The following is a 23927-nucleotide window of genomic DNA, read 5'->3' as shown; positions in this document are numbered from 1 at the left end:
TCCGGGAACCGTCCGGCGAATCCGGTGCGGGGCAACGAAACTTTCCGAAAGTTATTGCCGGACCAGCGGGACTGCTCGCATGCTTTTGCCACCCTGGCTCGCCTGCCAGCCTCGACGAGGAGGAAGCATGCTCACCAAGAAACGCGGCCGCAGCAGGATGTTCGCCGGCGGCGCCGTCCTTGCGCTGATCGCCGCATTCCTGCCCGGCACCGCCTGGGCCGACACGGTCGTCACGGCCAACCAGACCGGCTACAACAACGGGTACTACTACTCGTTCTGGAGCGCCGGCGGCGGCTCGGTCTCCATGACGCTCGGTTCCGGCGGGAACTACCGCACGAACTGGAGCAACGTCAACAACTTCGTCGCCGGCAAGGGCTGGGGCAACGGCAGCCGGCGGACGGTGAACTACTCCGGCAGCTTCAACCCCTCCGGCAACAGCTACCTGTCGCTCTACGGCTGGACGTCCAACCCGCTCGTCGAGTACTACATCGTCGACAACTGGGGCAGCTGGCGGCCGACCGGGACGTACAAGGGCACCGTGACCAGCGACGGCGGCACGTACGACATCTACGAGACGACCCGCTACAACGCGCCGTCCGTCGAGGGCAACAAGACGTTCAACCAGTACTGGAGCGTCCGGCAGCAGCGGCGGACCGGCGGCAGCATCACCACCGGCAACCACTTCGACGCGTGGGGCCGTGCCGGCATGCCGCTCGGCAGCTTCAACTACTACATGATCCTCGCGACCGAGGGCTACCAGAGCAGCGGCAACTCGAACATCAACGTGGGGTGACCATGCGCCGGCTGAGCACTTTCCTGGCCACGGCGGCCATCGCCGTGGCGAGCACGATCGCCGTGGGCGCGCCGGCGCAGGCCGCCGCGTGCGGCGGGTACGTCGGCCTGACCTTCGACGACGGACCGTCGAACGCCCACACCCCGGCCATCCTGAACGCGTTGCGGCAGAACGGGTTGCGGGCCACGATGTTCAACGAGGGCCAGTACGCGGCCGCGTACCCGGCCCAGGTCCGCGCCGAGGTGAGCGCGGGGATGTGGGTGGGCAACCACAGTTACACGCACCCGCACCTGACCCAGCTGAGCCAGGCCCAGGTGGATTCCGAGGTTTCCCGGACCCAGCAGGCGATCGCGGCCGCCGGCGGTGGCACGCCCCGACTGTTCCGCCCGCCGTACGGCGAAACGAACGCGACGGTCCAGGCGGTGGAGGCCAAGTACGGCCTGCGCCAGATCATCTGGGACGTCGATTCGGGCGACTGGAACAACGCGAGCGTCGACGCGATCGTCGCGGCGAACGCCCGGCTGACGAACGGCCAGGTCATCCTGATGCACGAATGGCCGGCCAACACGCTGTCCGCCATCCCGCGCATCGCGCAGACGCTGGCGAGCCGCGGGCTCTGCGCCGGGATGATCTCGCCGCAGACGGGGCGGGCGGTCGCCCCGGGCTGAGGCGGGCGGTGGCGCGGCGGTTGCACCCCGCCGCGCCACCTCTACTCGACGTACCACTCCACGGGGGCCGAGTCCGCGGCCTGCTCTGCGGTCAGCACCCTCGGCATTGTGCCGGTCAGTTGTGGATTTCATGGAGATTCCGCGACATTTTTCCGGAATGGCGGGGAATAGGAGCTCGATTTCGGCTGAGGTTTTTACCGGGATTGCGCTCGTCGCGAAGGCAAGCTAGCGGTTAACTCGGACATTTCACCGTCGCGGCGACGGCCGGTCGGCTCGCGTTCCCGCAGCGTTCACTTCGCGCGCCCGCCGCCTTCATTTGCGGTGCCTAAGTTTCTCCGCGTGGACGCACCTTTGGCAGTGAGAGCCCGCGGGATCACCAAGTGCTTCGGTGACGTCGTCGCGCTCGACGGCATCGACTTCGACGTGGCGCCGGGGCGGATCCACGGCCTGGCCGGCCCGAACGGCGCCGGCAAGACGACGCTGCTCGGCCTGCTGCTGAGCCTGGCCGTCGCCGACGAAGGGCGGCTGGAGGTCCTCGGGACACCCGTCGGCCGGGCGCTCGCCGCGCCCGCCGGGGTCGCGGGGTTCGTGGACGGGCCCGGGCTCTACCCGTCGCTCACGGCGCGGCAGAACCTCACCGCGCTGGCCAAGCTGGGCGGTCACCGCGTCGGCAACGTCCTGGCGGAGGTGGGGCTCGCCGACGTCGCCGACGACCGGGTGCGCGGCTTCTCCCTCGGCATGCGCCAGCGGCTCGGCCTCGCGGCGGCGTTGCTGACCGAACCGTGGCTGCTGGTGCTCGACGAGCCGGCCAACGGCCTGGACCCGGCGGGCAAGAAGCACGTCCACGGGGTCCTGGAGCGCCTGGCGGCGGCCGGCACGGCGGTGGTGCTGTCCAGCCACCGGATGGACGACCTCGAGGCGCTGTGCGCCGAGGTGACGATCCTGTCGGCCGGCCGCGTGGTCTTCACCGGCCCGCTCGCGAAGCTCTCGGCGGAGAACGGCGAGCTGGAGTACCGCCTGCGCACTTCGGACCCGGACGCGGCCCGCCGGGTGATCGCGGACACGCGCGGGATCCGGCCGGTCGAGGCCCCGCGGCCCGACCCGGAAGTGCTGGTGGTCCGCGCGCAGGTGCCCGCCCTCGATGAACTGGTCCGCGGCCTGGTGCAGGCGCAGGTGGCGGTGCGGGAGCTCGCACCCGTCGTGTCGCCGCTGGAATCGGCTTTCCTCGCACTGACCGGGCAGGAGGCCCGCCGATGACCGCGACCCTCTCCGCCGCGCCGGCCCGGCCCGTGCCGCTGGCCCGGGCCTACCGCTTCGAGCTCGTCAAGCTCTTCGCCGCCTGGCGGATCCGGCTGCTCGTGCTCGCCTGCTGGCTGGCCCCCGCCGTCTTCGTCGCCGCCGTCAGCGAACAGAGCTCGCTGCCCGTCGACACGCTCTTCGGCCGGTGGATGAACGCCAGCGGGTGGGCCGGTCCCCTCGTCATGCTCGGCTTCGCCGGGACCTACGCCTTGCCGCTGCTCACCTCCGTCGTCGCCGGGGACGTGTTCGCGGCCGAAGACCGGCTCGGGACCTGGCGGCACCTGCTGGTCGCCGTGCGGTCCGCGAGGCGGCTCTTCGCCGCGAAAGCGCTGGCCAGCCTCACCGTCCTCGTCGTGCTCGTCGCCGGGATGGCCGTCTCCGGCACCGCCGGCGGGCTTCTCACCGCCGGCCACCGGGCCCTCGTCGGCTTCGACGGGCACCTGCTCAGCCCGGGTGACGCCGCCGGGCGCGTCCTGCTCGCCTGGGTGAGCGTGCTCGCCCCGACCCTCGCGCTGGCCGCGATCGGGCTGCTCGGGTCCGTCCTCTGGGGACGGTCGCCGATGGGGCTGCTGCTGCCCGCCGTCGTCGCGCTCGCGATGGCGCTCGCCCAGCTGCTGCCGCTGCCCGTCGCCGTCCGCCTCGCCCTGCCCAGCTACGCCTTCATCGCGTGGAACGGCCTGTTCACCGACCCCGCGCAGCTCGGGCCGCTGCTCATCGCGGCCGGCGTCAGCCTGGTGTGGGCGGTAGCCGCGACGGCGCTCGCGTACCGGCTGTTCGTGCGCCGCGACTTCACCAACCCGGCCCACGACGACTCGGGGCGCCGGGCGCTCGCCGTGCTGCCGCTGGCCGCCCTCTTCGCCGTCACCGCCGGGATCATCGCCGCGGCGACACCCGCGCTGGGGTCCGGGATCACCCAGGACAAGGTGCAGCAGTCGGTCGCCACCGCGTTCGCGCACCTCTACCGCCTGCAGGCCGGGCAGCTGCACCGCCCCGACGTCACCGAAGCGCAGCTGGCCGCCACGGCCGCCTGCACCAAGGGCGACGGCCTCGTCGACTCCGCCGGGCCCGGCAACGACTGGCGCTGCGTCGTCACGTGGCACCTGCCCGGCGTCGCGGCCACCGGCACCGCGATCTACCAGCTGGACGTCACCGCGGACGGGCGGTACGTCGCCGACGGCGACGGCCCGAAGGAGGTCAACGGCTACTTCCGGGTGCGGACCCCCGACGGGGACCAGCCCAACCCCCTCTGGCAGTTCGACGCCAACGTCGAGCTGCTCCCCACCACGAAGGGATGAATCCCATGCAGGTAACACGCCGCAGGCGGCGGCCCGGGAAGGACGGCCGCCTCGCCCACCGGTTCCGGTTCGCGACGGCGGGCTCGATCACGCTCGTGCTCGTCGCGGCCGGCACCGGCGTCGGCGTCGCGTCCACGCGGCAGTTCGGCGAGGACCAGGTCGGCCAGGTGACTGCGGACGGCCAGGTCGTCGCGGCCGACCAGTACCTCGACCCGATCGGCGACCGGCTGGTCGTGAACAACGGCAAGATCATGGCGTCCTCGGTCAGCCCGGACGGCAGCCACCTCGCCGCGCTGACCACCGACGGCGGGATCGCGCTCACCGTCGTCGACCTGAAGAGCTGGAAGGTGCAGCAGCTCGTCGGCAACTCGGCGACGGCGAACCTGCGCATCGCCGGCAACGACGTCGGCCAGGAAGGCCCGTCGTACTCGCCGGACGGCAAAACCCTGTGGCTGGCCCAGACCGACGGCTACACCAAGTTCACGGTGAACCCGGACGGCAGTGTCGCGGCTCCGGTGTCGGTCAAGATCCCGGCCGACGGCGAGAAGCACGCGCTGGTGGCCCAGGCCGTCTTCTCGGCCGACGGGTCCACTGTGTACTCCGCGGTCAACGGCCAGAACCGGGTGGTCGCGCTCGACGCGGCGACCGGGGCGGTCAAGCAGAGCTGGGCCGTCGGCAACGCGCCGCGCGACCTGGTCCGCGTCGGCGGCAAGCTGTACGTCAGCAACGAAGGCGGGCGCCCGGCGCGGCCCGGCGAGCCGACGCTGAACTCCTACAACACCCAGGTGCCCGCCAGCCGGTTCACCGGCGCCACCACGAGCGGCACGGTCAGCGTGATCGACCTGGCGAACGCGGGCGCCGCGCCGAAGAGCATCGACGTCGGCCTGCACCCGACCGCGGTGTACGCCAAGGACGGTGCACTGTTCGTCACGAACACCGCGAGCAACACGGTCTCGGTCATCGACACCGGCCGCGACCAGGTCGTCCAGACCATCGCGACCCAGCCGTGGCCGGAAGCGACGGTCGGGTACGAGCCGGACGGCGTCACCCTCACCGGCGACGGCCACCTGCTGGTGACGCTCGGGCGCGCCAACGCCGTCGCCGTCTACCGCTACCACCGGGCGCAGGAGCCGGTGAGCTACGTCGGCCTGCTGCCGACGGACTACTTCCCGACGGCGATCGCCACCGTCGGCCCCGACGTCCTGGTCTCCAACACCCGCGGCATCGACGCCCGCCGCCCGACCACCGCGGCCGGGCACGGCACCCACGACACGACGTCGAGCCTGCAGAAGTTCCGGCTGCCGAACGACCCGGCGATCCGCGGCTACACGGCGAAGGTGTTCCGGCAGAACGGCTGGACGCCCGGCTCGGTCCAGGTGGCGCACGACAACGGTCACCGCAGCCCGGTGCCGGTCCCGGCGCGGCTCGGCGACCCCTCGACGATCAAGCACGTCTTCCTGCTGGTCAAGGAAAACCGCACCTACGACCAGGTGTTCGGGGATGACTCGCGCGGCAACGGCGACCCGTCGGTGACGCAGTTCGGCGAGAACGTCACGCCGAACCAGCACGCGCTCGAGCGGCAGTTCGGCCTGTACGACAACACCTACGACATCGGCACGAACTCCGCCGAGGGCCACAACTGGCTGATGCAGGCCGACAACCCGGAGTACACCGAGTCGTCGGCGGGGGAGTACCTGCGCAGCTACGACACCGAGGACGACGCGCTCGGCCACCAGAGCTCCGGGTTCCTCTGGACCGGCGCGCAGGCGGCCGGGAAGTCGGTGCGGGACTTCGGCGAGTTCCAGCAGTTCCTGACCAAGCCGGCCGGCGCGAGCTGGCAGAACCTGTACTGCGACGCCAAGAACATGGCCGCCACCGGCGAGCCGACGGCGTACCCGCTGGTGTCGTCCTCGCCGATCCCGTCGCTGAACGACGTTTCGGTGCCGGGCTTCCCGAAGTTCGACACCTCGGTGCCGGACGTCTACCGCTACCAGATCTGGAAGGACGACTTCGAGAAGCACGGGCCGGCGAACCTGAACATGTTCTGGCTCTCCAGCGACCACACCGGCGGCCCGCCGAACGCGGCCGCCCAGGTCGCCGACAACGACCTCGCGGTCGGCCGGATCGTCGACACGATCTCGCACAGCCCGTACTGGAAGGATTCGGCGATCTTCGTCGTCGAGGACGACTCGCAGGCCGGGCTGGACCACGTCGACGGTCACCGGGCGCCGGTGCAGATCATCAGCCCGTACGCCCGCCACGGCGTCGTCGACAGCCACTACTACTCGCAGATCACGATGATCCGCACGATCGAGCAGATCCTCGGGGTCAAGCCGATGAACCAGAAGGACAGCGCGGCGACGCCGATGAGCGCGGCCTTCCAGCAGAAGCCGGACTTCACGCCGTTCACCGCGCTGCCGAACCGGACGTCCTTGACGGACGGCCTGAAGTCCCTGCCCTCCTGCGGCGCCGACACCCCGGCGGCGCCGAACCCGGCCGCGGCCCCGGTGCCGTCGTCGGCGGTGGCGGCGGGCAAGGAGCAGGTGGCGGCCCAGTGGCAGGAGTGGACGACGCACCAGCGCCTCACCGGCCCGGACGCCGTCGCCGACTACGCCAACCCCGCGCAGATGAACCACTTCACGTGGTACCAGACGCACGGGTGGCAGCTGCCCTACCCGGGTGAGAAGCAGGTGTACGCCCCGGAGCAGGTGCCGGGCGCGTTCCTCCCGTCCGCGGAATCGGACGGCTGACCGGTGCACCGGGAGGCTCCCTCGCGGGGCCTCCCGGTGCTTGCTCAGCGGGCCGGTCGCAGGTGTTCGGTGCGCCAGTGGCGGCCCCGCCGCGGCTCCCGCCAGTGGCGTCCCCGCAACGGGCGCGCCGGGCCGCGGGCCGCGTTGAACGCCGGCTGGTGCGCCGCGAACGCCGCCGCCGTGAGGCCCATCAGCACGGGGTAGCGGACCTCGCCGCGGCGCAGTTCGGTGTCGCGGGGGCGGCCCTCCTCGCGGAAGCCCACCTCGCCGTGCAGCGCCAGCGAGGCGAAGTTGCTGCCGTTGATGCTGACCTCGCACTTGCGGTACCGCCGCAGCTCGAACATGAACGCCAGCAGGACCGTGACGGCGTCGGCGGCGTACCCGCACCGGCGGTACTGCGGGCCGATCCCGATCCCGTAGCTGAAGTGGCCGGTGGCCGGGTCGGCCTGGATCCAGATCGACCCGACCAGCGTCCGGTTGTGCAGGGTTTCGATCGCGAAGTGGAAGTCGTCGCCCGCCGTGTCGCGGTGCGTCGCCCAGTGGCGGTAGCCGCCGATCTGCCGGTCCGAGTCGCGGTCGAACCCGATCAGGGTGCGCCGGTCCGCCGGGCGGACCTCCCGCAACCGCACTTTCCACCCCGCCCAGCTCATCGGCAGTGATGGTACAGCCCGGTCACCAGTAGCACTGGGTGGTCATGTCGTCGAGCCGCACGAACCGGGACGAACCGCTCGCCCCGACGATCGCCCCGACGATCGCCTTGACGAACACCGGGTTGACGCCGTTGAGGTTCCAGCGCGCGGTGTTGACCGCCTGGTAGGCGCCGCTGCCGTTGAGCCAGGGGTAGGTGCTGTAGAGCAGGTGGGCGTTGGCGTCCCAGATCTCGATGCCGACCTGCGCGCCACCCGCCGTCTGCATGTAAAACTGCGAAGCGCATTGGGCGTAGGCGGGCACCGAGTTGGTCGGCACCCAGTAGCCCTCGAACGCCCAGCCGTTGCTGGCGAACAGCCAGCCGTTGTTCCGCCCGGAGCGGGCGGTCCCGGCCCCGACGTCGAACCCGGCCGACGCCGACCCGCCGGTCGCCACCAGCCACGAGCCCTGCGGGTTGACCTCGAAGCCGTCCTGCACCTGCGAGAGGGAGGCGTGCGCCACCCCGGACGTGGCGGCCAGCAGCGTGGCGGACAGGGCGGTGGCCAGCGTGACGCCGCGCAAGCGACGCCGGAGCGTGGAAAACGTAGTGGACATCTCGGTTCCTTCCCTCGATCCGTTGCACTCCTGGAGAGCGCGCGGGACCGGGCGGTGATACGTCCGGCACCGGCTTCGCCGAACCGGCTGTCACAACCGCCGTCCCGCCGGTGTCTGGAGGTCGTTCCCCCCGACGACACAGTGAGGACGAAGCCATGGACACCCGCCTCGACCTGTTCGGCACCGACACCGGCGCCCGGCTGACCAAGCGGTTCGCGAGCCTCGGGCAGGTCATCGACCGGTCGCCGCTGCCCGCTCGGACCCGGGAGCTGGTCAGCCTGCGGGCCAGCCAGATCAACGGGTGCGGCTGGTGCCTCGACATGCACGCCAAGGAGGCCGCCGCGGCCGGGGAGTCGGCCGTCCGGCTCGCGCTCGTCGCCGCGTGGCGGGAGTCGACCGTGTTCAGCGAGGCCGAGCGGGCCGCGCTCGCGCTGGCCGAGGAAGGCACCCGGCTCGCCGACGCCGCCGGAGGCGTCTCCGACGAGACCTGGGCCCGCGTGCGCGAGCACTACGACGACGAGCAGGCCGCCGCGCTGGTCGCGTTGGTCGCGCTGATCAACGCCGCCAACCGGCTCGCCGTGATCGTGCACCAGAAGGGCGGTTCCTACGAGGCCGGGATGTTCGCCGCCGCGGCCGGACGCGGCTGAGCGCGCCCGATCAGCGCGGCGAGGGCCGTGCCGAGCACGACGAGAGGGGTGATCGCGAGGAACGCCCCGCCGATGTGCCCGGCCACGTCCTCGCCGAGCAGGCTGCCGAACACGGCGACCCCGAACGCGGCGCCGATCGACCGGGCGAAGGTGACCACCGCGCTCGCCGCCCCGAGGTCGGACGGCGGCACTGCGTTCTGCGCTGCCGTCAGCACCACCATCGGGACCATGCCGATCCCGGCGCCGGTGACGGCGAAGTACGCGATCAGCGCGAGCTGCGCCGTGCCCGGAGCCAGCGTGCTCAGCAGGAGCAGCCCGGCGACGTTCACGGCCATGCCGGTCACCAGGACGGCCCGCAGCCGGGCCGGGTCGGCGACCCAGCGCCCGGCCAGCGACTGGGTCACCACCAGCCCCAGCACCAGCGGCAGCAGGTGCACGCCGGAGAGCGTCGCCGAGACGCCGTCGACGACCTGCAGGTACGTCGGCAGGTAGACCAGCGCGCTGAACATCGCGACGTTGGCGAGGAACCCGACGGAGGCGGCGACGACGACCGTGCGCGAAGCGAACATCGCCGGTGGCAGCACCGGTGCCGCGGCCCGGCGCTCGACCGGGACCACCAGTCCGATCAGGACGATCGCGCCGGCCGCGAGGGCCACTGTGCCCGGGGACGTCCAGCCCCACCGCGGGCCGAAGGAGGTGATCAGCACCAGTGCCGTGGCCGCGCCGGCCAGCAGAAGCGCGCCGGCGTAGTCGATGCGGGCGCGCGGCCGCCGGACCGTGGCGGGCAGCGCCCGCGCGGCGAGCACGAGCGCCACCAGCCCGACGGGCACGTTGACCAGGAAGGCCCACCGCCAGGAAAGGGGGTCGGTGAACAGGCCACCGAGCAGCGGCCCGGCGATACTGGCGACGCCGTAGACCGAGCCGAACCGGCCCTGGTAGCGCCCGCGCTCGGCGGGCGCGGCGATGTCGCCGACCAGCGCGAACGTCAGGACGATCATCCCACCGCCGGCCAGGCCCTGCAGGGTGCGCGCGGCGACCAGCTGGGGCAGGTTCCCGGCGAGGCCGCAGAGCGCGGACGCGACCAGGAACGCCGTCGTGGCGAGGAGGTAGAGGCGCTTGCGCCCCAGCATGTCGCCGAGCATGCCCCACAGCGGCGTCGCGGCGGTCGAGGCGAGCAGGTAGGACGCGGTGATCCAGGCGATGTCGCGGAACCCGCCGAGGTCGCGGGCGATCCGCGGCAGCGCCGTGGCGACGATGGTCTGGTCCAGCGCGGCCAGCAGGACCGCGAGGACCAGTGCCGCCATCGCCGGCCGCGCCGCGGGTCTGAGCGGGACGTCGAGGGTCATCGGGCGGCCGGAACCGTGATGGTCTTGTACTCGGTGTAGGTGCCGAGCCCGACAGCGCCGTACTCGCGCCCGAGACCGCTGGCCTTGAACCCGCCGAAGGGGCCGTCGAAGCCGATCGGGGCGCCGTTGACCGTGACGGTGCCGGTCCGCACGCGCCGCGCGACGGCGAGCGCGTGCGCCGGGTCCGCCGACCACACCCCGCCGGACAGGCCGTACTCGGAGTCGTTGGAGATGCGGACGGCGTCGTCCTCGTCGTCGTAGGCGATGACGACCAGGACCGGGCCGAAGATCTCCTCCTGCGCGATGCGCATCGAGTTGTCGACGTCGGCGAACAGCGTCGGTGTGACGTAGTTGCCCGCTTCCAGTCCCGCCGGCACTTCCGGGCCGCCGGTGACGAGCCGTGCGCCTTCTTCGATGCCGGTGCGGATGTAGCCGCGGACGCGCTCCTGCTGGTCGCGGCGGATCATCGGGCCGATGAACGTCCCGTCGTCGGCCGGGTCGCCGACGCCGAGGGACTCGATCAGCTCCTTCAGGCCGGCGACCACCTCTTCGTAGCGGCTGCGCGGCGCGAGGACGCGGGTCTGGGCGATGCACGACTCGGCGTTGTTGAGCAGGGAACCGAACTTCAGGCCCCGGACCGCCGCGTCGAGGTCGGCGTCGGGGAGGATGATCGCGGCCGACTTGCCGCCGAGTTCGAGGCTGACCCGCTTGAGCTGCGCCCCGGCCAGCGACGCGATGCGGCGCCCGGCGCGGGTGGACCCGGTGAAGGCGATCTTGTCGACGTCGGCGTGCTCGACCAGGTACTCGCTCGTCTCGCGGTCGGCGGGCAGGACGCTGATGACGCCTTCGGGCAGGCCGGCGTCGGCGAGCAGTTCGGCGAGGAGGTTCATGCTCAGCGTGTTCTCGGGCGAAACCTTGAGGACGACGGTGTTGCCGGCGAGCAGCGCGGGGATGATCTTGGCCGAGGCCGAGGAGAACGGCGAGTTCCACGGGATGATCGCGGCGACCACGCCGATCGCCTCGCGGCGCACGACGGACCGGAACGGCGCGGCCGGATCCGACGGTTCGAGGGTCTCCTCCCAGCCGAATGCCTCGGCCGCCTTGAGGTAGGCGTCGGCCTGCCGGGTCAGGCTCGGCTGACCGGCCTTGGTGAACCAGAGCGCGGACCCGTTCTCGGCGGAGATGAGGGCCGCGATCTCGTCGGCGCGCTCCTCGCGCAGCGCGGCCAGCTTGCGGATGACGGCGATCCGCTCCGCGGGCGAGGTGTGCGGCCACGGGCCGTCGTCGAAGGCCCGCCGCGCGGCGGCGACCGCCCGGTCGACGTCCGCGGGCTGCGCCTGCACCGCGCGGCCGATGACCGCATTGTCGTGCGGGGAACGGATGTCCAGCAGCTCCGGGCTGCTCGGGGTCGTCCACGTGCCGCCGATGAAGAGTTCTTCGTGCGTGATCACTGGGTGCCTCCTGGACTGGTATCTGCCACATAAAAGTAGCACTTGAGTGCTGCAAAGAGCGCACGTGTGAGTCACTGCACAGGGACGGTAGCTTCGAGGAATGTCTCAACGCTGTGGCGGTATGGTGGGGGAGTGAGAGCCGACGCCGCGCGCAACCTCGAACTGCTGCTGACCACGGGCGCCCGCATGCTCGCCGAAGACCCGGCCACGAGCATCGCGGCGATCGCGGCGGAAGCCGGCGTGGACCGGCGCACGGTCTACCGGCGGTTCACCGGCCGCGAAGAACTGCTGGCGGCGGTCTACCAGGCCCGCCTGGACGCGATCGAAACGGCGATCGAGGCGGCCCGCCTGCGGGAGGCGCCGGTGCCGGTGGCCCTGCACCGGTACGTCGAGGGCATCGTCGGGGTCAACCGCACCTGGCCGGCCGAGATCAGCAGGATGCGCTCGGACCCGGAGATCTGGGCCCGGCGCCTGCGGGCGGTCGAGGAGGTGGACCGGTTCCTCCAGCGGGCCACGGACGAAGGGTTCCTCCGGCCGGGCCTGCCCGACCGCTGGCCGGGCAACGTGCTCGGCTCCCTGGTGCACCTGTCCACCCGGGACCTCCCGGACCTGAGCGACGCCCAGGCGGCCGACGTCATCGTCGACACGTTCCTGCGCGCCTTCGGCAAACCCGAGCCCTCCTGACGCACTGCGGCATACCCGAAGGGTCGGTCCGCGTACCCGGACGGTCGGCTTGCGTACCTGGCCCGTCGGTTTGCGTACCTGGACGGTCGGTTTGCGTACCTGGACGGTCGGTTCGCGTACCCGATGGGTCAGTTCGCGTGCCTGCCCGGTCGGATCACCCGTCCGCCCAGGCCGACCCTCCAGGTACGCAGGCCGACTTCCTGGGTACGCAAGCCGACCCTCCAGGTACGCAGGCCGACCGTCTGGGTACGCAGGCCGACCCTCGGGGTACGCGGGCCGACTCTTCGGGTGCGGCGTGGGTCAGGAGCGCTGGTTCTCGCCCGGGGCGTTGGTGCCGGTGTCGGAACCCGAGAGGTGGCGTGCGGTGTTGACCAGCCCGACCATGCTGAACGCCTGCGGTGTGTTGCCCACCTGGCGGCGCGCGTCGGTGTCGTACTCCTCCGACAGCAGCCCGACGTCGTTGCGCAGCCCCAGCAGCTGCTCGAACAGCCCGCGCGCCTCGGCCGTGCGGCCGGTCGCGTGGAGTGCGTCGGCGAGCCAGAAGCTGCACGCCAGGAAGCTGCCTTCGCCGCCGGGCAGCCCGTCGACACCGCCGTCGGCTTCGGCGTCGTAGCGCCGGACGAACCCGCCGTGGGCCAGCTCGGCCCGGACCGCGTCCACCGTCCCGCGGACCCGGGGGTCGTCGGCGGGCAGGAAGCCGACGCGGGGGATGAGCAGCAGCGCCGCGTCGAGGCCGCGGGAGCCGTAGAACTGGGTGAACGTGTTGCGGTCGGCGTCGTACCCGTGCGCGCAGACGTCCTGGTGGATCTTCTCGCGCAGCGCCCGCCAGTCGTCGACCGGCCCGTCGAGGCCGTGGGCGCGCACGGTGTGCACCGCGCGGTCGACGCCGGCCCAGGCCATCACCTTGGAGTGCACGAAGTGCCGGCGCGGCCCGCGGACCTCCCACAGGCTGTTGTCCGGCTGGTCCCAGTGGCCTTCGAGGAAGTCGAGCAGCCCGCGCTGCAGGTCCCAGGCCGGGTGGAACGTCGGGAGCCCGGCTTCGCGGACCAGGTGCAGCCCGTCGAGGACCTCGCCCCAGACGTCGAGCTGGAACTGGTCCGCCGCGGCGTTGCCGACCCGGACCGGCGTGGAACCTTCGTAGCCCGACAGCCAGTCGAGCGTCGATTCCGACAGCCGGCGGGTGCCGTCGAGGCCGTACACGATCCGCAGGTCGGCGGGGTTGCCCGCGACGGCGCGGACGAGCCATTCGCGCCACGCCTTGGCTTCGTCGTGGTAGCCGGTGCCGATCAGGGCCTGCAGGGTGAAGGTCGAGTCGCGCAGCCAGCAGTAGCGGTAGTCCCAGTTGCGCGGGCCGCCCAGCTGTTCCGGCAGCGACGTCGTCGCCGCGGCGACGATCCCGCCGGTCGGGGCGTAGGTGAGGGCCTTGAGGGTGATCAGGGCGCGCCGGACCGCGGGCTGCCATTGCCCGTCGTAGCGGCAGCGGCCGATCCAGTCCGCCCAGAAGCGTTCGGTGCCGGCCAGCGCGGCCTCGGCGTCGGCGAACCGTGGGCGCGGCCGGTAGGACGCGCTGTGGGTGAGCACGAACGGCACCCGCTCCCCGGCGGAGACGGTGAACTCGGCGCGCGTGGCCAGGTCTTCGCCGTGCAGTGGCACCGGGGTGCGGACCCAGATGGCGTCGGGCCCGGCGACCGCCACGAACTCGCCGTTTTCGTTGCGCACCCACGGGATGACGGAGCCGTAGTCGAGCCGCAGCCGCAGCAGCATGCGCATCGGCACCCGCCCGGACACGCCTTCGACGATCCGGACGACGTCGGCGGCTTCCCCGCGCGGCGGCATGAAGTCCAGGACGCGGACCGTGCCGTCGGGCGTGTCCCACTCGGTCGACATGACCAGCGAGTCGCCGCGGTACGAGCGCCGGGTCGCGGGGCCGCCGCTCGCCGGCGCGAGCCGCCAGGTGCCGGCGTGCTCGTCGCCCAGCAGCGCGGCGAAGCAGGCCGGGGAGTCGAAGCGCGGCAGGCACAGCCAGTCGATCGCGCCCTCGCGCGACAGCAGGGCGGCCGTGTGCAGGTCGCCCAGCAGGGCGTAGTCCTCGATCGGGGCCATCTCAGCGCCCGCCTTCGAGGTCGATGACGACCTTGACGTCGTCGTCGGAGGCTTCGAAGGTGTCGGCGGGCCGGGCCAGGGGCACCCGGCCGAGTGATTCGTGCCCCAGGACCAGGCGGTCCCGGCCGGGTGGCGCCCAGCCGTACTCGCCGCGGGCGGGGCCCCGCACGAGCAGTTCGCCGGGCGTCGGCTGCGGGTCTTCGATCGTGTCGACCCGCAGGGAGCCCTTCTGCTCCGGCTCAACGGTCAGTGCTCGCATTGCTCCGCTCCTTTCCGCGACGGCGTGGCCGCCGGACCGTTCGCCCACGGTTTGCCCGAGTTGCGTTGCGCAACACCTGCACGGTGGCAGCAATCAACGGGCAAACCCGGCGATCGGTGCGGAAAGGCCCGGGTGGGGCCGGGACGCGGCCCCACCCGGGCGGGCTCAGCCGGCGGCGACGATGCGCCACCGCTGGTTCGCGCTGCTGCTGTCGCCGTACTGGGCGAGGTCGGTGCCGCTGCCGGTGCGGCCCATGCCGTCGAGGTACTCGCCCGTGCTGCTGTTGCGGATGCGGACGTTGTTCGCGTCCGTCACCACCGACCACTGCTGGTTGCCGCTGCCGCTGCTGTCGTACTGGCCCACCGCGGCGCCGTTGGTGGTCCGGCCGGCGCCGTCGAGGTACAGGCCGGTGGCGCGGTTCTTGATGCGCACCCGGTTGCCGGCGTTCTCGATGACCCACTGCTGGTCGAAGCGGGCGGGGTCGCCGCTCGCCTGCCCCGCCGCGGAGCCGGTGGCGGTGCGCCCGAGGCCGTCGACGTAGAGACCGGTGGCGGCGTTGACGATCCGGACGTACGTGCCGCCGCCGGTGCCGATGCCCCACGCGTACTGCAGCCGGGTCAGGCCGCTGGGGTTCGACAGCGTCAGCCGGATGCCGGCGCCCGTCCCGGTCTTGGTCGTCAGGCTGTACCAGTCGCCGTCGCGCAGGCCCGGCCAGTACACGCTGCCGACGCCGAGGCTCCGCAGTTTCGCGCTGACGCCCCGGATGTAGTCGGCGAAGAACGAGCCGCTCGGGACGCTGTAGTCGATCGTGTCGTAGTGGACGCCGTTCTTGCTGCCGGGCGACATCGGGCCGCCCCACTCGGTGACCACGGTCCGGTCGGCGTACGCGCCGATGTAGCCGCCGAGGTGGTCGGCCCACTCGGTTTCGCTTTCGTAGCCGGCGAAGAAGGAGTAGTCGTGGGCGGCCAGCAGCGTTCCGTCGAGCCGCCGGTCACCGCCGACCGCGGGGACGTTCTGGGCGTCCCCGGTGCCGTCGAGGATCACCCGGCCGCGCGGCACGCCGGGGTAGCGCGCCAGCCAGGCGGTGTAGAAGTCGTCCAGGGCGCTCGCGCTGTAGGCGTACGGCTCGTTGACGACCTCGAAGTAGGCGTTCGGGTTGCTGCCGTACTTGGCGACGATCGTGTCCCACATCTGCTGGAAGCGAGCCGTGTCCGGCGGCTTGCCGCCGGTGTAGGCCCAGTACGCCAGGATGACCTTGCCCTTGGCGAGCGCGGTGTCGATCGCCCCGGTGTAGGTGCCCCAGTAGCCGGCGACGGTCGGTTCGTTGACCGGCATCCGGACCGTGTCGGCGCCGGTGATCGAGTACAGCTGGCCGACCACCTGGTTCGCCGTCGCGGCGGCCGAGGCGTAGGTGTCCGACGCGCCGAGCCCGGACACGTAGAGCTCGCCGTTGACGAAGTTGTCCCGCGGGTCGGCCCAGTTGACGCCCTTGAAGGCGGCGGTGGACGCCTGGGCCTGCGGCGGGACGGCGCTCAGCAGGCCCGCGGCCAGCGTGGTCAGCGCCACCAGCCGGAACGCTTTCTGCAGCGTCCTGCGGAACGCGGAGTGGGTCGGTCTCATCGGTTCGTTCCTTCCCGGATCCCTGCGCAGCTCGCAACACTGGTAACACCTCGCGCGGGGAATCGGCCAGAGTTCCGAAGCGAAACGCTCAGGATCGGTCAGGAAAGAACACGCGCCGCATCGGACAGCGGCCCGCTGTCCGATGCGGCACGCGTTCGCCGCGTCAGCCGAAGTTCACGTCACTGCACCACATGTACGTCTGGTCCTGGTGCGAAGCCTGCCAAATCGTGAAGAGGACGTGGTGGCCCCGGTAGGCGCCGGACGTCTGGACGGTGAAGGTGATGTCCTTCGCCGGGGCGTAGCGGCCGGTCTGCGTGACCTGGTCGAGGTTGCCCCAGCCGAGCCGCTGGGTGGTGGGGTCGTAGCCGTTCTTGCTGACGTAGACCCGGATGAAGTCGGCGCCGTGGCTGGCCTGGTCGTACAGGTGCATCGAGAAGGTGCTGCCGATGCCGGTGGTCCGCCACGCGCCGGGGGTGTTCAGGGAGTTGTTGCGCGCCAGGCCGTTGCTGCACAGCTGCCCGTCGGGCGTCGAACCCTGGAAGTTGCCGTGCAGCCCGTCCCGCAGGGCGCTCATCCAGTTCCACATGGTGTCGGCGTTGGCCTGGAAAGCCTGGTAGCACATCGGATCCTGCTGCTGCATGGCCGGGTTGGTGTGCTGGCTGCCCCAGTCCCGCCAGCACTGGTAGGCGCGGGTGGCGGGATCGACGATGGTGCCGTGCGCCGAGGCCGCCGGGACGCCGGCGAACAGGCAGGCCAGCCCGGCGGCGACGAGGGCGACGAGCCCTCGCCGTCCGGCTCCGGAGAAAGTGCGCTTGCGCATGGATGAGCCTCCATTCTCGGGATGAGCGAGCGGTGGTGGTTCATCTGGGAGCGCTCCCAAGATATCGGCAGCCTATCCCCGATCCGGACAAACTTCAACCAACTGCCGAAAAGGTTCCGCGGTTTTTCCCGGCCGTCCGATGAGAAAGGGTGCCGGTTTCGAAAAGAACGGATTTCCCGGCGAAACTTTCGGTTCTCCGGTCAGCCGCGGTCGTGGAGGGTGATCCGGTAGCCGTCGGGGTCGGCGAAGGTGAACGTCCGGCCGAAGGGGCCGTCGACCGGTGCGGAAACGATGGGGTGGCCGTCGGCGGCCAGTGCGTCGTGGATGGCCTGGACGTCCGTGGCGTGGAGCCAGATCGCGGCCCCGATGCCGGGCTGCGGCACGGAAGCGAGGTCGGTGCCGGGGACGACGTCCCGCAGGGCGAACGCGATCGGCTTCGTCTCGAAGACGACGGCGTGCGGCGGTCCGGCCGGCGAGCGGACGAGACCGAGGTACTGCTCGTAGAACGCCTGCGAAGCGGCGAGGTCGCTCGCCTGGAGGGAGAGGAAGTCGGGGCCGGTGACGGGCATGGGGTGCTCCTTTCGTGTCAGGTTCCTGACAAACACAGCGTATGTCAGGAACCTGACACAAGTCAACCGGCGGAGCCGCTCGACCGGGCCGCCGTGGCCCGCGCCGAGGCTGTCGGTCCTAGGCGGTCAGCTCCAGCAGCCGGCCGGTGAGGTCCAGCTGCTGCTCGACGCTGTCGGTCAGGTACGTCAGATCGACGAACGTGTGGTCCGGGGCCACCAGTTCGACGATCCGGTTGACCGCCTCCGCGATGGCCTCCACCTTCGTGCCGGCTTCGGCGTTCACGCGCAGGGCGACGCCGAGCGCCTGGGGGTCGCGGCCGGCGCGCTCGGTGTCGGCGCGGAGCTTCGCCAGGGTCGAGGTGATCACGTCCGCCGGGAACTGTTCGGGCACCGACCACACCGGCAGCCAGCCGTCGGCCCGCTCGGCGACGCGGCGCAGCGACCGCTCGCCGAAGCCCGCCAGGTGGATCGGCGGCTTGCGCACCGGCTTGAGGTTCACGTGGGACTCCGCGATGGTGTAGCCGGCGCCTTCGTGGGTCACCGTGTCCTGCGACCACCACTTCTCGAGCAGGTCCAGCAGGTCGTCGAGCCGCTTGCCGCGCTCGGACATCGGGACGCCGACGGCGTCGTACTCGTCCGGCGACCAGCCGATGCCGAGCCCGGGAAGCAGCCTGCCGTTGCCGGCCACGTCGATGCTGGTCAGCAGCCTGGCGAAGTTCGCGGGCTGGTACTGGGTCGCGTTGATGGTGCTGGAGCCGAGCACCGCGGTCTCGGTCACGGCGGCGGCGATGGCCAGTGCGGTGAACGGGTCCTGTGCCGTGTGGAACTCTTCGGGCATGGTCTCGTAGCCCGGGTACGGCACGACCGGGGCGACCGGCGACAGCAGCCGGTCGCCGACCCAGAGGCCGGCGGCGCCGGCCCGTTCTGCTTCGCGCGCGTACCGCGCGATCCCGCCCGGTGTGGTCGCTGCCTTGCCGAAGACCGGAAGGTTGAACCCGAGTGGCATTGCTTCTCCCCTGAAGAGTGAACGGACGCGGTCGGTCCTGCTGCCACAACTACCCGGATTCGGTTGCTTGGGCAAGCAGTCTCGTGTCTGTCGCCGGGAGCCGGGATGGCCTATGCTGGGGGCAACGGTCGAGCCGACGGCCGCAACGACTTCCCCCTGCGCTCGGGGCATCAGTTGTCGCGCGGTCCTCTCCGCGATTTCACGTCAGCGTTGTACCTAGGGTGTGGCCGACGAAAAGCAGGCCACCATGACCACCTGTCCTCCCGCGCTGCCCGCAGTCGCCGCCACGGTCGAACTGCCGGACGCGCTCCGCCTGACCACCCACCGGCCCGCCCCGGGCGTCGCCGTCGTCGAAGTCGCCGGGGACCTGGACCTCGCCACCGCCCCGCGGTTGCGCGAGCTGCTCGACCTCACCGCCCTTAGCACCCGCACCCACCTGGTGATCGACCTGCGCGGCGTGCAGTTCCTCAGCGCGACCGGCCTGGCCGCGGTCGAGCACGGCTACCTGCTCGCCACCGGGCGCGGCATCGCCTGCACCGTGCGGGTCAGCCCGGACGGCGGGGCGCTGCGCCTCATCCGCCTGCTGCCGCCGCGCTTCGCCGAGGCGCTCGAAGCGGCCTGACCCGGACGGACCGGGGCTCGCCCGACTCACCGTAACGGACACGACTCGCTGCGCGACTGACCGGACGCGGGTATCCGCACTTTCCCGCCGACGTCGGTTCCGACGAAGTGGGGGAACGCCGTGCGAGCACCGGGTCCGGAACTCCAGCCGCTGGTCGACCGGCTTTCGCGCCGCCTGCCCGGTGTCGCGGTCACCGCCTACGACGGCAGCCGGAGCGGGCCCGCCGACGCGTCGACGACGATCGCGATCCGCACGCCCGCGGCGTTCGCGCGGGTGCTGCGCGCGCCGCGCGGGCTCGGCCTGGCGCGCGCCTGGGTGGCGGGCGACATCGAGATCTCCGGCGACATCGCCCCGGTGGCGGACCACGAAACCGACCTCCACGACCCGGCCGTCGCCGCCGTCGTGCTGACGACCGCCGTGCGCGTGACGGCCCGGCGCGGGTTCCGCGACCTGGTCGCGGCCGGCGCGACGGCGAGCGAGTACCGCGCGGCGCGCCCGGGACGGCACACCGTCGGCCGCGACCGGGCCGAACTCGATTTCCACTACGGCCTGACCGCCGATTTCTACGCCCTGCTGCTCGGCCCGTCGATGACGTATTCCGGGGCGATGTTCGCCGGTCCGGGTGATTCCCTCGAAGCCGCCCAAGCCCGCAAACACGCGCGGATCGGCGAAAAACTCGAACTCGGCCCGCATTCGACCGTCCTCGACATCGGCTGCGGCTGGGGCAGCTTCCTCGACCACGCCGCCACCGCGTACGGTTCGGCCGGAATCGGGTTCACCGCTTCACGGGAACAATTTTCCTACGCCTCCCGGCGATTTTCCGATCGCGCCGGGATCGAGATCGGCTACGGCGATTACCGGCAGCTGCTGCCGCGGCCCGGGATCACCGCGGCGGCCGGCGTCGGGATGTACGAACACGTCGGGCAGCGCCGTTCGCCCGCGTTCTTCTCGCTCGTCCGCCGCTCGCTGCCGGCCGGTGGCCGGTACCTCAACCAGGCGATCACCCGCCGGGAAACCGGGCCGCGCCGGTTGCGCGCCAACGCCTTCGCGCAGCGGTACGTGTTCCCGAACGGGCAGCTGCTCCCGCTGTCGCGCCAGCTCGCCGACCTCGACCGGGCCGGGTTCCGGGTGCTGTCCACCGAGAGCTTCGGCGAGAGCTACGCGCGGACCACCGGCGCCTGGCTGGACAACCTGGAACGGAACTGGGACGCCTGCGTCGCGGCCGCCGGGCTGCAGCGGGCGCGCGCCTGGCGGGCCTACCTCGCGGGGTCCCGGCGGCGGTTCGAGGACGGCACCATCGACGTCACCCAGGTCCTCGCGGAGGCGAGGTGACGGCGTGCCGGTGTCGCTGGACAGCCTCAAACCGCAGCTGATCGGGCGGTCGTTCGGCCGCAACCGCCTGCTCACCGGATCGACGCGGCCGCTGCGCGCGAAGGCCGGGTTCAACTCCTTCGGCGTGCTCGCGAGCCTGGTGGTCCTTGCGGTGGCGGGGCAGCAGCAGGTGCTGATCAGCACGTCGGACGAGCCGTCGGCGATCACCGCCGTCCTGCGGGCCCCGGCGCGGTTCGACGGCATCGGGATGCCGCTGCTGCAGGACCCGGTGGCGCTCGTCGTCCTCTTCACGGCGCTGGCCACGCCGTTGTTCTGCCTCGAGCAGGTCGAGTCCATCCGCGACTTCATCCCGATGACCGTGCGCAACGTCGGCGACGGCGTCCCGCACTTCGACCCGCGCGAAGTCCAGGTCCTCATCATGCGGGCCAACCGGCGGTTCCGGCGGATCGGCGCGAAGAAGGTGTCGCTCTCGCTGTTCCTGCTCAGCTGCGTCGGCGCGTACTTCCTGCTGAACTACCTCCGCGCGAGCGGGCTGCTGGCCGGGTGGAACCCGGTGCCGGGGCGCACGGAGCCGTGGCGCGCGGCCGTCTACGCGGGCTGGTGGGCGAACGCCGAAGCGCACCCGGTGATGGCCGTGCTCCTCTGGCTGCTGGGCGCGTACATGTTCTACTTCGTGCTCAAACAGCTGCTCATGGGCCTGATCTTCGCGATCTTCGCGCAGACGGCGACCACGGTCGGCTTCGGCGTCACACCCAACCTGCGCGCGAACAACGACGGCTACTGGGGCCTGCGGACGCTGCGGCGGTTCATGCAGTGGACGTACGGCTCGACGCTCGCGCACTTCGTGACGACGCTCGGCGTGTGCATCGTGTGGCTGCCGTTCACGCAGTGGACGTTCTTCATCGTCACCGCGGTGATGGTCGTCAACAGCGCGCTCGTCATCTACCCGACGATGATCGCGCACAAATCGGTGCTGCAGGCGAAACAGAATTACGTCGACGACCGCCTCCTTTCCGCGCAAACAGCGGAGGAGCAGAAAGAAGCGGCCGAAGAAGCGGAAAAGGTCTGGCAGAACCCGGATCTGCCGTTCCGGACACGGGCGACGTTGACGGCGGTATTCGTCTACCTGCTCGCCCCGATCGTGCTCGCGCTTGTTTCGTGGCTGTTGAAGCGTTAGGATCCGGCAAACGCCGGCGAGGAGGCGGGTCGTGGCCGAAATTCCCAGCCTGCTGGAGCCGATCACCGAATTCCGCCCCGGCCGTCCGCTGGTGTTGTTCCTGCCGGGAATGAGCGGCAACAAAAAGCAATGGGACTTCGTGCTCCGCCGGCTCGACGGCGTGGCGGCCGACCTGGCCTACGGCGCCCCGGTGCTGGCCCACGCGGCCTTCGGCAACGCCCGCCCGACGGTCTCCCGGCTGGGCCGCGCGCTGGCCGGAGAGCTGGCGGCGGCCGGCCGCGACCGCGTCACGGTGGTGTCCCACTCCGTCGGGGCGTTCGTGGCGCTGGCCGTCGCCTACGAGCTCCCGGCGGCGGTGCGGGCGGCGGTCCTGGTCAACGGCGGCCTCTCGAGCGTGGCGCGGTTCATCGACGAACCGCTGCGCCGGGTCCCCGGCGCCACGACGTCACGGCTGTCCTACCTGCGGTTGTTCGCGCTGGTCGGCACGCCGGTGCCCGGGCCGGTCAAGCGGGCGATCGCGAGCCGCGAATGGTCGAGCAGGCTCGTCGTCGGCCGCCGGCTCGTCTCCCGCCCGGCGCTGGCGTCCCGCGAGGCCCGGGATTCGCTGATGGAGGAGGCGGGCAACCTGCAGACGGTCGCGGGCCTGTGGCAGAACCGCCACTACTGGCGGGAATTCGAGCGCACGGCGGCGGAGATCCCGGCCAAGGTCGTCTTCCTGGTCGGCGGCCAGGACCCGATGACGAGCGCCGCGGACACCGGCGTGATGGCGGACCTGCTGCCGCACACCGAGATCCGCGTCCTGCCGGGCGTGGGCCACGCGGCACCGCTGGAAGCACCCGACGCGGTGGCGGCGGCGGTCGAGGACGCCTTGGCGCTGTCGTGACGCCGCTGGTGGTGACCCTGGCGGTCGACGAGCGGGCCCAGGCCGCGTGGAACGCCCTGCGCCGCCGGTGGTTCCCGCCGGAGCGCCTCCAGGTCGACGCCCACCTGACGCTGTTCCACGCGCTGCCGGGCGAGCACCTGGCGGCGATCCTCACCGGCAGCGCGGAAGTGGCGGGCGGCACGGCGCCGTTCGAGCTCACGGTGACCGGCGCGCGGTCGCTCGGCCGCGGCGTCGCGCTGGAGGTCGGGTCGCCGATCCTGCTGCGGGTGCACGCCGCGTTGCGGACGCGCTGGTCGCCGTGGCTGACCGCGCAGGACGCCCAGCCGCTGAAGCCGCACGTGACGGTCCAGAACAAAGTGGACCCGGAGACCGCGGCGGAGACCCTCCGCGCGGTGCGGCGCGACCCCGGACCACCCACGGCGACCGCGACCGGCCTGACCGTCTGGCGGTACGTCGGCGGCCCGTGGGAGTTCGCGGCCGCGGTGCCGTTCGCCGGGGCGCGTCGATTTCCGCGGTCGCCGTTCGACGCGTAGCCGAGACAGCGGCACACCGGGAGATCGAGGACGAAGACCATGACCAGCTGACCCCCGACCGTGCCGCGGCAAGCGATCGTCGGGCACACCCGCCGCCTGGCGGAGGCGGCCACGGCGGCCGGTCCCGGCGCCGCCGTCCCGACCGCTCCGAAGTGGACCGTCGCCGATCTGGTCGCGCACCTGGGCCGGACGCAGCACTGGGTCGCGGAGATCATCGAGCGCCGCATCACCGATCCGGCGCGCCTGCCCACGGAACTGGCCGCGGTCCCCGCCGGCTCCGGCGAGTGGGAGGCGTGGCTGACGGAGTCCGCGCAGCGGGTCGCCGCCGCGTGCTCCGCCGAAGCGCTCGAGGCCCCGGTGTTCAACGCGTCGGGCGACGAGCGCTCCGGAACGCAGTTCTGGTTGACGACGATGCTCAACGAGGCGGTCGTCCACGGCGCCGACGCGGCCATCGCGGCGGCCCGGCCGCCCGCCGTCGAAGCCGACGTCGCCGCCGCGCTCATCACCAACCACTTCTCGATGCTGACCTCGCCCACGTGGGGAACGCAGCGCCCGGAGTCCGCGCAGGCCCTGCGAGGCACGGGCCAGACCCTGCAGTGGCAGGCCACCGACCGCATCGGCGCGTGGTCCGTCGAACGCGGCCCCGAGGGAGCGAAGTGGCGCCCCGGAAGCGGCCCGGCCGACGTGACGGTGACGGGCCCGGCCGCGGCACTGCTGCTGACGTTGACCCGCCGGCTGCCCCTCACCGAGGTTGGCGTGGAGGGTGACACCGGTCTGGCCGAGCACTGGCTCGACAACACCGCTCACGTCAGCGGCTGAGCCGGTGGG

General features: G+C 71.9%; 23 protein-coding genes. 13 read left to right on the top strand and 10 right to left on the bottom strand.

Annotated features, from left to right (window positions below; all coding sequences use genetic code 11):
* Positions 1–127 precede the first annotated feature (127 nt).
* The 5 genes from ACLJPY_RS32520 (at position 128) to ACLJPY_RS32500 (ending at position 6805) form a co-directional block, all read left to right on the top strand.
* Positions 128–793 carry a glycoside hydrolase family 11 protein gene (locus ACLJPY_RS32520; protein WP_410594329.1) on the top strand — a complete coding sequence of 222 codons (666 nt, stop codon included), beginning with the start codon at positions 128–130 and terminating at the stop codon, positions 791–793.
* Positions 794–795: 2 nt separating this feature from the next.
* The gene (locus tag ACLJPY_RS32515; protein ID WP_410594327.1) at positions 796–1461 is read left to right on the top strand and encodes a polysaccharide deacetylase family protein; all 666 of its coding nucleotides are present in this window, start codon (positions 796–798) and stop codon (positions 1459–1461) included.
* 357 nt (positions 1462–1818) lie between these two features.
* The gene (locus tag ACLJPY_RS32510) at positions 1819–2718 is read left to right on the top strand and encodes an ABC transporter ATP-binding protein (protein ID WP_410594623.1); all 900 of its coding nucleotides are present in this window, start codon (positions 1819–1821) and stop codon (positions 2716–2718) included.
* A complete protein-coding gene (locus ACLJPY_RS32505) occupies positions 2715–4055 on the top strand; it encodes an ABC transporter permease (RefSeq protein WP_410594325.1) in 1341 nt (446 codons plus the stop codon). Before ACLJPY_RS32510 ends, ACLJPY_RS32505 begins: the two co-directional genes overlap by 4 nt.
* A gap of 5 nt (positions 4056–4060) precedes the next feature.
* Positions 4061–6805 (top strand): alkaline phosphatase family protein, encoded by a 2745-nt coding sequence (locus ACLJPY_RS32500; RefSeq protein ID WP_410594323.1) that lies wholly within the window; start codon positions 4061–4063, stop codon positions 6803–6805.
* 44 nt (positions 6806–6849) lie between these two features.
* Here ACLJPY_RS32500 and ACLJPY_RS32495 read toward each other — a convergent pair whose 3' ends face one another.
* Complete coding sequence (locus tag ACLJPY_RS32495; RefSeq protein ID WP_410594321.1) at positions 6850–7455, bottom strand: GNAT family N-acetyltransferase; 606 nt, start codon at positions 7453–7455, stop codon at positions 6850–6852.
* A 22-nt stretch (positions 7456–7477) separates the two neighbouring features.
* Positions 7478–8047 carry a hypothetical protein gene (locus ACLJPY_RS32490; RefSeq protein ID WP_410594319.1) on the bottom strand — a complete coding sequence of 190 codons (570 nt, stop codon included), beginning with the start codon at positions 8045–8047 and terminating at the stop codon, positions 7478–7480.
* Positions 8048–8202: 155 nt separating this feature from the next.
* On the opposite strand from ACLJPY_RS32490, the gene ACLJPY_RS32485 reads away from it, so the two are divergent.
* The gene (locus ACLJPY_RS32485) at positions 8203–8694 is read left to right on the top strand and encodes a carboxymuconolactone decarboxylase family protein (protein ID WP_410594317.1); all 492 of its coding nucleotides are present in this window, start codon (positions 8203–8205) and stop codon (positions 8692–8694) included.
* Here the strand turns inward: ACLJPY_RS32485 and ACLJPY_RS32480 are convergent.
* On the bottom strand, positions 8652–10040 hold the full coding sequence (locus ACLJPY_RS32480; RefSeq protein ID WP_410594315.1) for an MDR family MFS transporter: 1389 nt from the start codon (positions 10038–10040) through the stop codon (positions 8652–8654). The genes ACLJPY_RS32485 and ACLJPY_RS32480 overlap by 43 nt on opposite strands.
* Positions 10037–11491: an aldehyde dehydrogenase gene (locus ACLJPY_RS32475; RefSeq protein WP_410594313.1), complete on the bottom strand. Its 1455-nt coding sequence runs from the start codon at positions 11489–11491 to the stop codon at positions 10037–10039. The genes ACLJPY_RS32480 and ACLJPY_RS32475 overlap by 4 nt, the downstream gene beginning before the upstream one ends.
* Positions 11492–11623: 132 nt before the next feature.
* Here ACLJPY_RS32475 and ACLJPY_RS32470 point away from each other — a divergent pair, with 132 nt between their 5' ends.
* Positions 11624–12175 (top strand): TetR/AcrR family transcriptional regulator, encoded by a 552-nt coding sequence (locus ACLJPY_RS32470; protein ID WP_410594311.1) that lies wholly within the window; start codon positions 11624–11626, stop codon positions 12173–12175.
* A gap of 300 nt (positions 12176–12475) precedes the next feature.
* Here the strand turns inward: ACLJPY_RS32470 and ACLJPY_RS32465 are convergent, their stop codons facing one another.
* The 6 genes from ACLJPY_RS32465 to ACLJPY_RS32440 all read right to left on the bottom strand — a co-directional run bounded on the left by ACLJPY_RS32465 (position 12476) and on the right by ACLJPY_RS32440 (position 18552).
* On the bottom strand, positions 12476–14278 hold the full coding sequence (locus ACLJPY_RS32465) for a glycoside hydrolase family 15 protein (RefSeq protein WP_410594309.1): 1803 nt from the start codon (positions 14276–14278) through the stop codon (positions 12476–12478).
* A 1-nt stretch (position 14279) separates the two neighbouring features.
* Positions 14280–14537 carry a hypothetical protein gene (locus ACLJPY_RS32460; RefSeq protein WP_410594307.1) on the bottom strand — a complete coding sequence of 86 codons (258 nt, stop codon included), beginning with the start codon at positions 14535–14537 and terminating at the stop codon, positions 14280–14282.
* 165 nt (positions 14538–14702) lie between these two features.
* Positions 14703–16157 carry an RICIN domain-containing protein gene (locus tag ACLJPY_RS32455; protein WP_410594305.1) on the bottom strand — a complete coding sequence of 485 codons (1455 nt, stop codon included), beginning with the start codon at positions 16155–16157 and terminating at the stop codon, positions 14703–14705.
* A gap of 163 nt (positions 16158–16320) precedes the next feature.
* The gene (locus tag ACLJPY_RS32450) at positions 16321–16977 is read right to left on the bottom strand and encodes a lytic polysaccharide monooxygenase (protein WP_410594303.1); all 657 of its coding nucleotides are present in this window, start codon (positions 16975–16977) and stop codon (positions 16321–16323) included.
* A 200-nt stretch (positions 16978–17177) separates the two neighbouring features.
* Entirely contained in the window at positions 17178–17546 is a 369-nt protein-coding gene (locus tag ACLJPY_RS32445) for a VOC family protein (RefSeq protein ID WP_410594301.1), read from the bottom strand.
* A gap of 118 nt (positions 17547–17664) precedes the next feature.
* On the bottom strand, positions 17665–18552 hold the full coding sequence (locus ACLJPY_RS32440) for a TIGR03619 family F420-dependent LLM class oxidoreductase (protein WP_410594299.1): 888 nt from the start codon (positions 18550–18552) through the stop codon (positions 17665–17667).
* A 247-nt stretch (positions 18553–18799) separates the two neighbouring features.
* Here ACLJPY_RS32440 and ACLJPY_RS32435 point away from each other — a divergent pair, with 247 nt between their 5' ends.
* The 6 genes from ACLJPY_RS32435 (at position 18800) to ACLJPY_RS32410 (ending at position 23918) form a co-directional block, all read left to right on the top strand.
* Complete coding sequence (locus tag ACLJPY_RS32435; protein ID WP_410594297.1) at positions 18800–19174, top strand: STAS domain-containing protein; 375 nt, start codon at positions 18800–18802, stop codon at positions 19172–19174.
* A 120-nt stretch (positions 19175–19294) separates the two neighbouring features.
* Positions 19295–20506 carry a class I SAM-dependent methyltransferase gene (locus ACLJPY_RS32430; RefSeq protein ID WP_410594295.1) on the top strand — a complete coding sequence of 404 codons (1212 nt, stop codon included), beginning with the start codon at positions 19295–19297 and terminating at the stop codon, positions 20504–20506.
* Positions 20507–20510: 4 nt separating this feature from the next.
* A complete protein-coding gene (locus ACLJPY_RS32425) occupies positions 20511–21683 on the top strand; it encodes a hypothetical protein (RefSeq protein WP_410594293.1) in 1173 nt (390 codons plus the stop codon).
* A 31-nt stretch (positions 21684–21714) separates the two neighbouring features.
* Positions 21715–22566 carry an alpha/beta fold hydrolase gene (locus ACLJPY_RS32420; protein WP_410594291.1) on the top strand — a complete coding sequence of 284 codons (852 nt, stop codon included), beginning with the start codon at positions 21715–21717 and terminating at the stop codon, positions 22564–22566.
* Positions 22563–23099, top strand: a complete 537-nt coding sequence (locus tag ACLJPY_RS32415; protein ID WP_410594289.1) for a 2'-5' RNA ligase family protein — start codon at positions 22563–22565, stop codon at positions 23097–23099. The genes ACLJPY_RS32420 and ACLJPY_RS32415 overlap by 4 nt, the downstream gene beginning before the upstream one ends.
* A gap of 60 nt (positions 23100–23159) precedes the next feature.
* A complete protein-coding gene (locus tag ACLJPY_RS32410; protein WP_410594287.1) occupies positions 23160–23918 on the top strand; it encodes a maleylpyruvate isomerase family mycothiol-dependent enzyme in 759 nt (252 codons plus the stop codon).
* The last annotated feature ends 9 nt before the right edge of the window (positions 23919–23927 follow it).

The organism is Amycolatopsis sp. lyj-23, assembly GCF_046549135.1.
Classification (GTDB): domain Bacteria; phylum Actinomycetota; class Actinomycetes; order Mycobacteriales; family Pseudonocardiaceae; genus Amycolatopsis.
The sequence above is the reverse complement of the archived record's forward strand: the minus strand, read 5'-3'. Positions and strand labels throughout refer to the sequence as shown.

Excerpts from the sequence above, each read along its gene's own strand:
- ACLJPY_RS32520 (WP_410594329.1), top strand. The coding sequence starts at position 128 with ATGCTCACCAAGAAACGCGGCCGCAGCAGGATGTTCGCCGGCGGCGCC.
- ACLJPY_RS32515 (WP_410594327.1), top strand. The coding sequence starts at position 796 with ATGCGCCGGCTGAGCACTTTCCTGGCCACGGCGGCCATCGCCGTGGCG.
- ACLJPY_RS32505 (WP_410594325.1), top strand. The coding sequence starts at position 2,715 with ATGACCGCGACCCTCTCCGCCGCGCCGGCCCGGCCCGTGCCGCTGGCC.
- ACLJPY_RS32500 (WP_410594323.1), top strand. The coding sequence starts at position 4,061 with ATGCAGGTAACACGCCGCAGGCGGCGGCCCGGGAAGGACGGCCGCCTC.
- ACLJPY_RS32495 (WP_410594321.1), bottom strand. The coding sequence starts at position 7,455 with ATGAGCTGGGCGGGGTGGAAAGTGCGGTTGCGGGAGGTCCGCCCGGCG.
- ACLJPY_RS32490 (WP_410594319.1), bottom strand. The coding sequence starts at position 8,047 with ATGTCCACTACGTTTTCCACGCTCCGGCGTCGCTTGCGCGGCGTCACG.
- ACLJPY_RS32485 (WP_410594317.1), top strand. The coding sequence starts at position 8,203 with ATGGACACCCGCCTCGACCTGTTCGGCACCGACACCGGCGCCCGGCTG.
- ACLJPY_RS32480 (WP_410594315.1), bottom strand. The coding sequence starts at position 10,040 with ATGACCCTCGACGTCCCGCTCAGACCCGCGGCGCGGCCGGCGATGGCG.
- ACLJPY_RS32465 (WP_410594309.1), bottom strand. The coding sequence starts at position 14,278 with ATGGCCCCGATCGAGGACTACGCCCTGCTGGGCGACCTGCACACGGCC.
- ACLJPY_RS32460 (WP_410594307.1), bottom strand. The coding sequence starts at position 14,537 with ATGCGAGCACTGACCGTTGAGCCGGAGCAGAAGGGCTCCCTGCGGGTC.
- ACLJPY_RS32455 (WP_410594305.1), bottom strand. The coding sequence starts at position 16,157 with ATGAGACCGACCCACTCCGCGTTCCGCAGGACGCTGCAGAAAGCGTTC.
- ACLJPY_RS32450 (WP_410594303.1), bottom strand. The coding sequence starts at position 16,977 with ATGCGCAAGCGCACTTTCTCCGGAGCCGGACGGCGAGGGCTCGTCGCC.
- ACLJPY_RS32445 (WP_410594301.1), bottom strand. The coding sequence starts at position 17,546 with ATGCCCGTCACCGGCCCCGACTTCCTCTCCCTCCAGGCGAGCGACCTC.
- ACLJPY_RS32440 (WP_410594299.1), bottom strand. The coding sequence starts at position 18,552 with ATGCCACTCGGGTTCAACCTTCCGGTCTTCGGCAAGGCAGCGACCACA.
- ACLJPY_RS32435 (WP_410594297.1), top strand. The coding sequence starts at position 18,800 with ATGACCACCTGTCCTCCCGCGCTGCCCGCAGTCGCCGCCACGGTCGAA.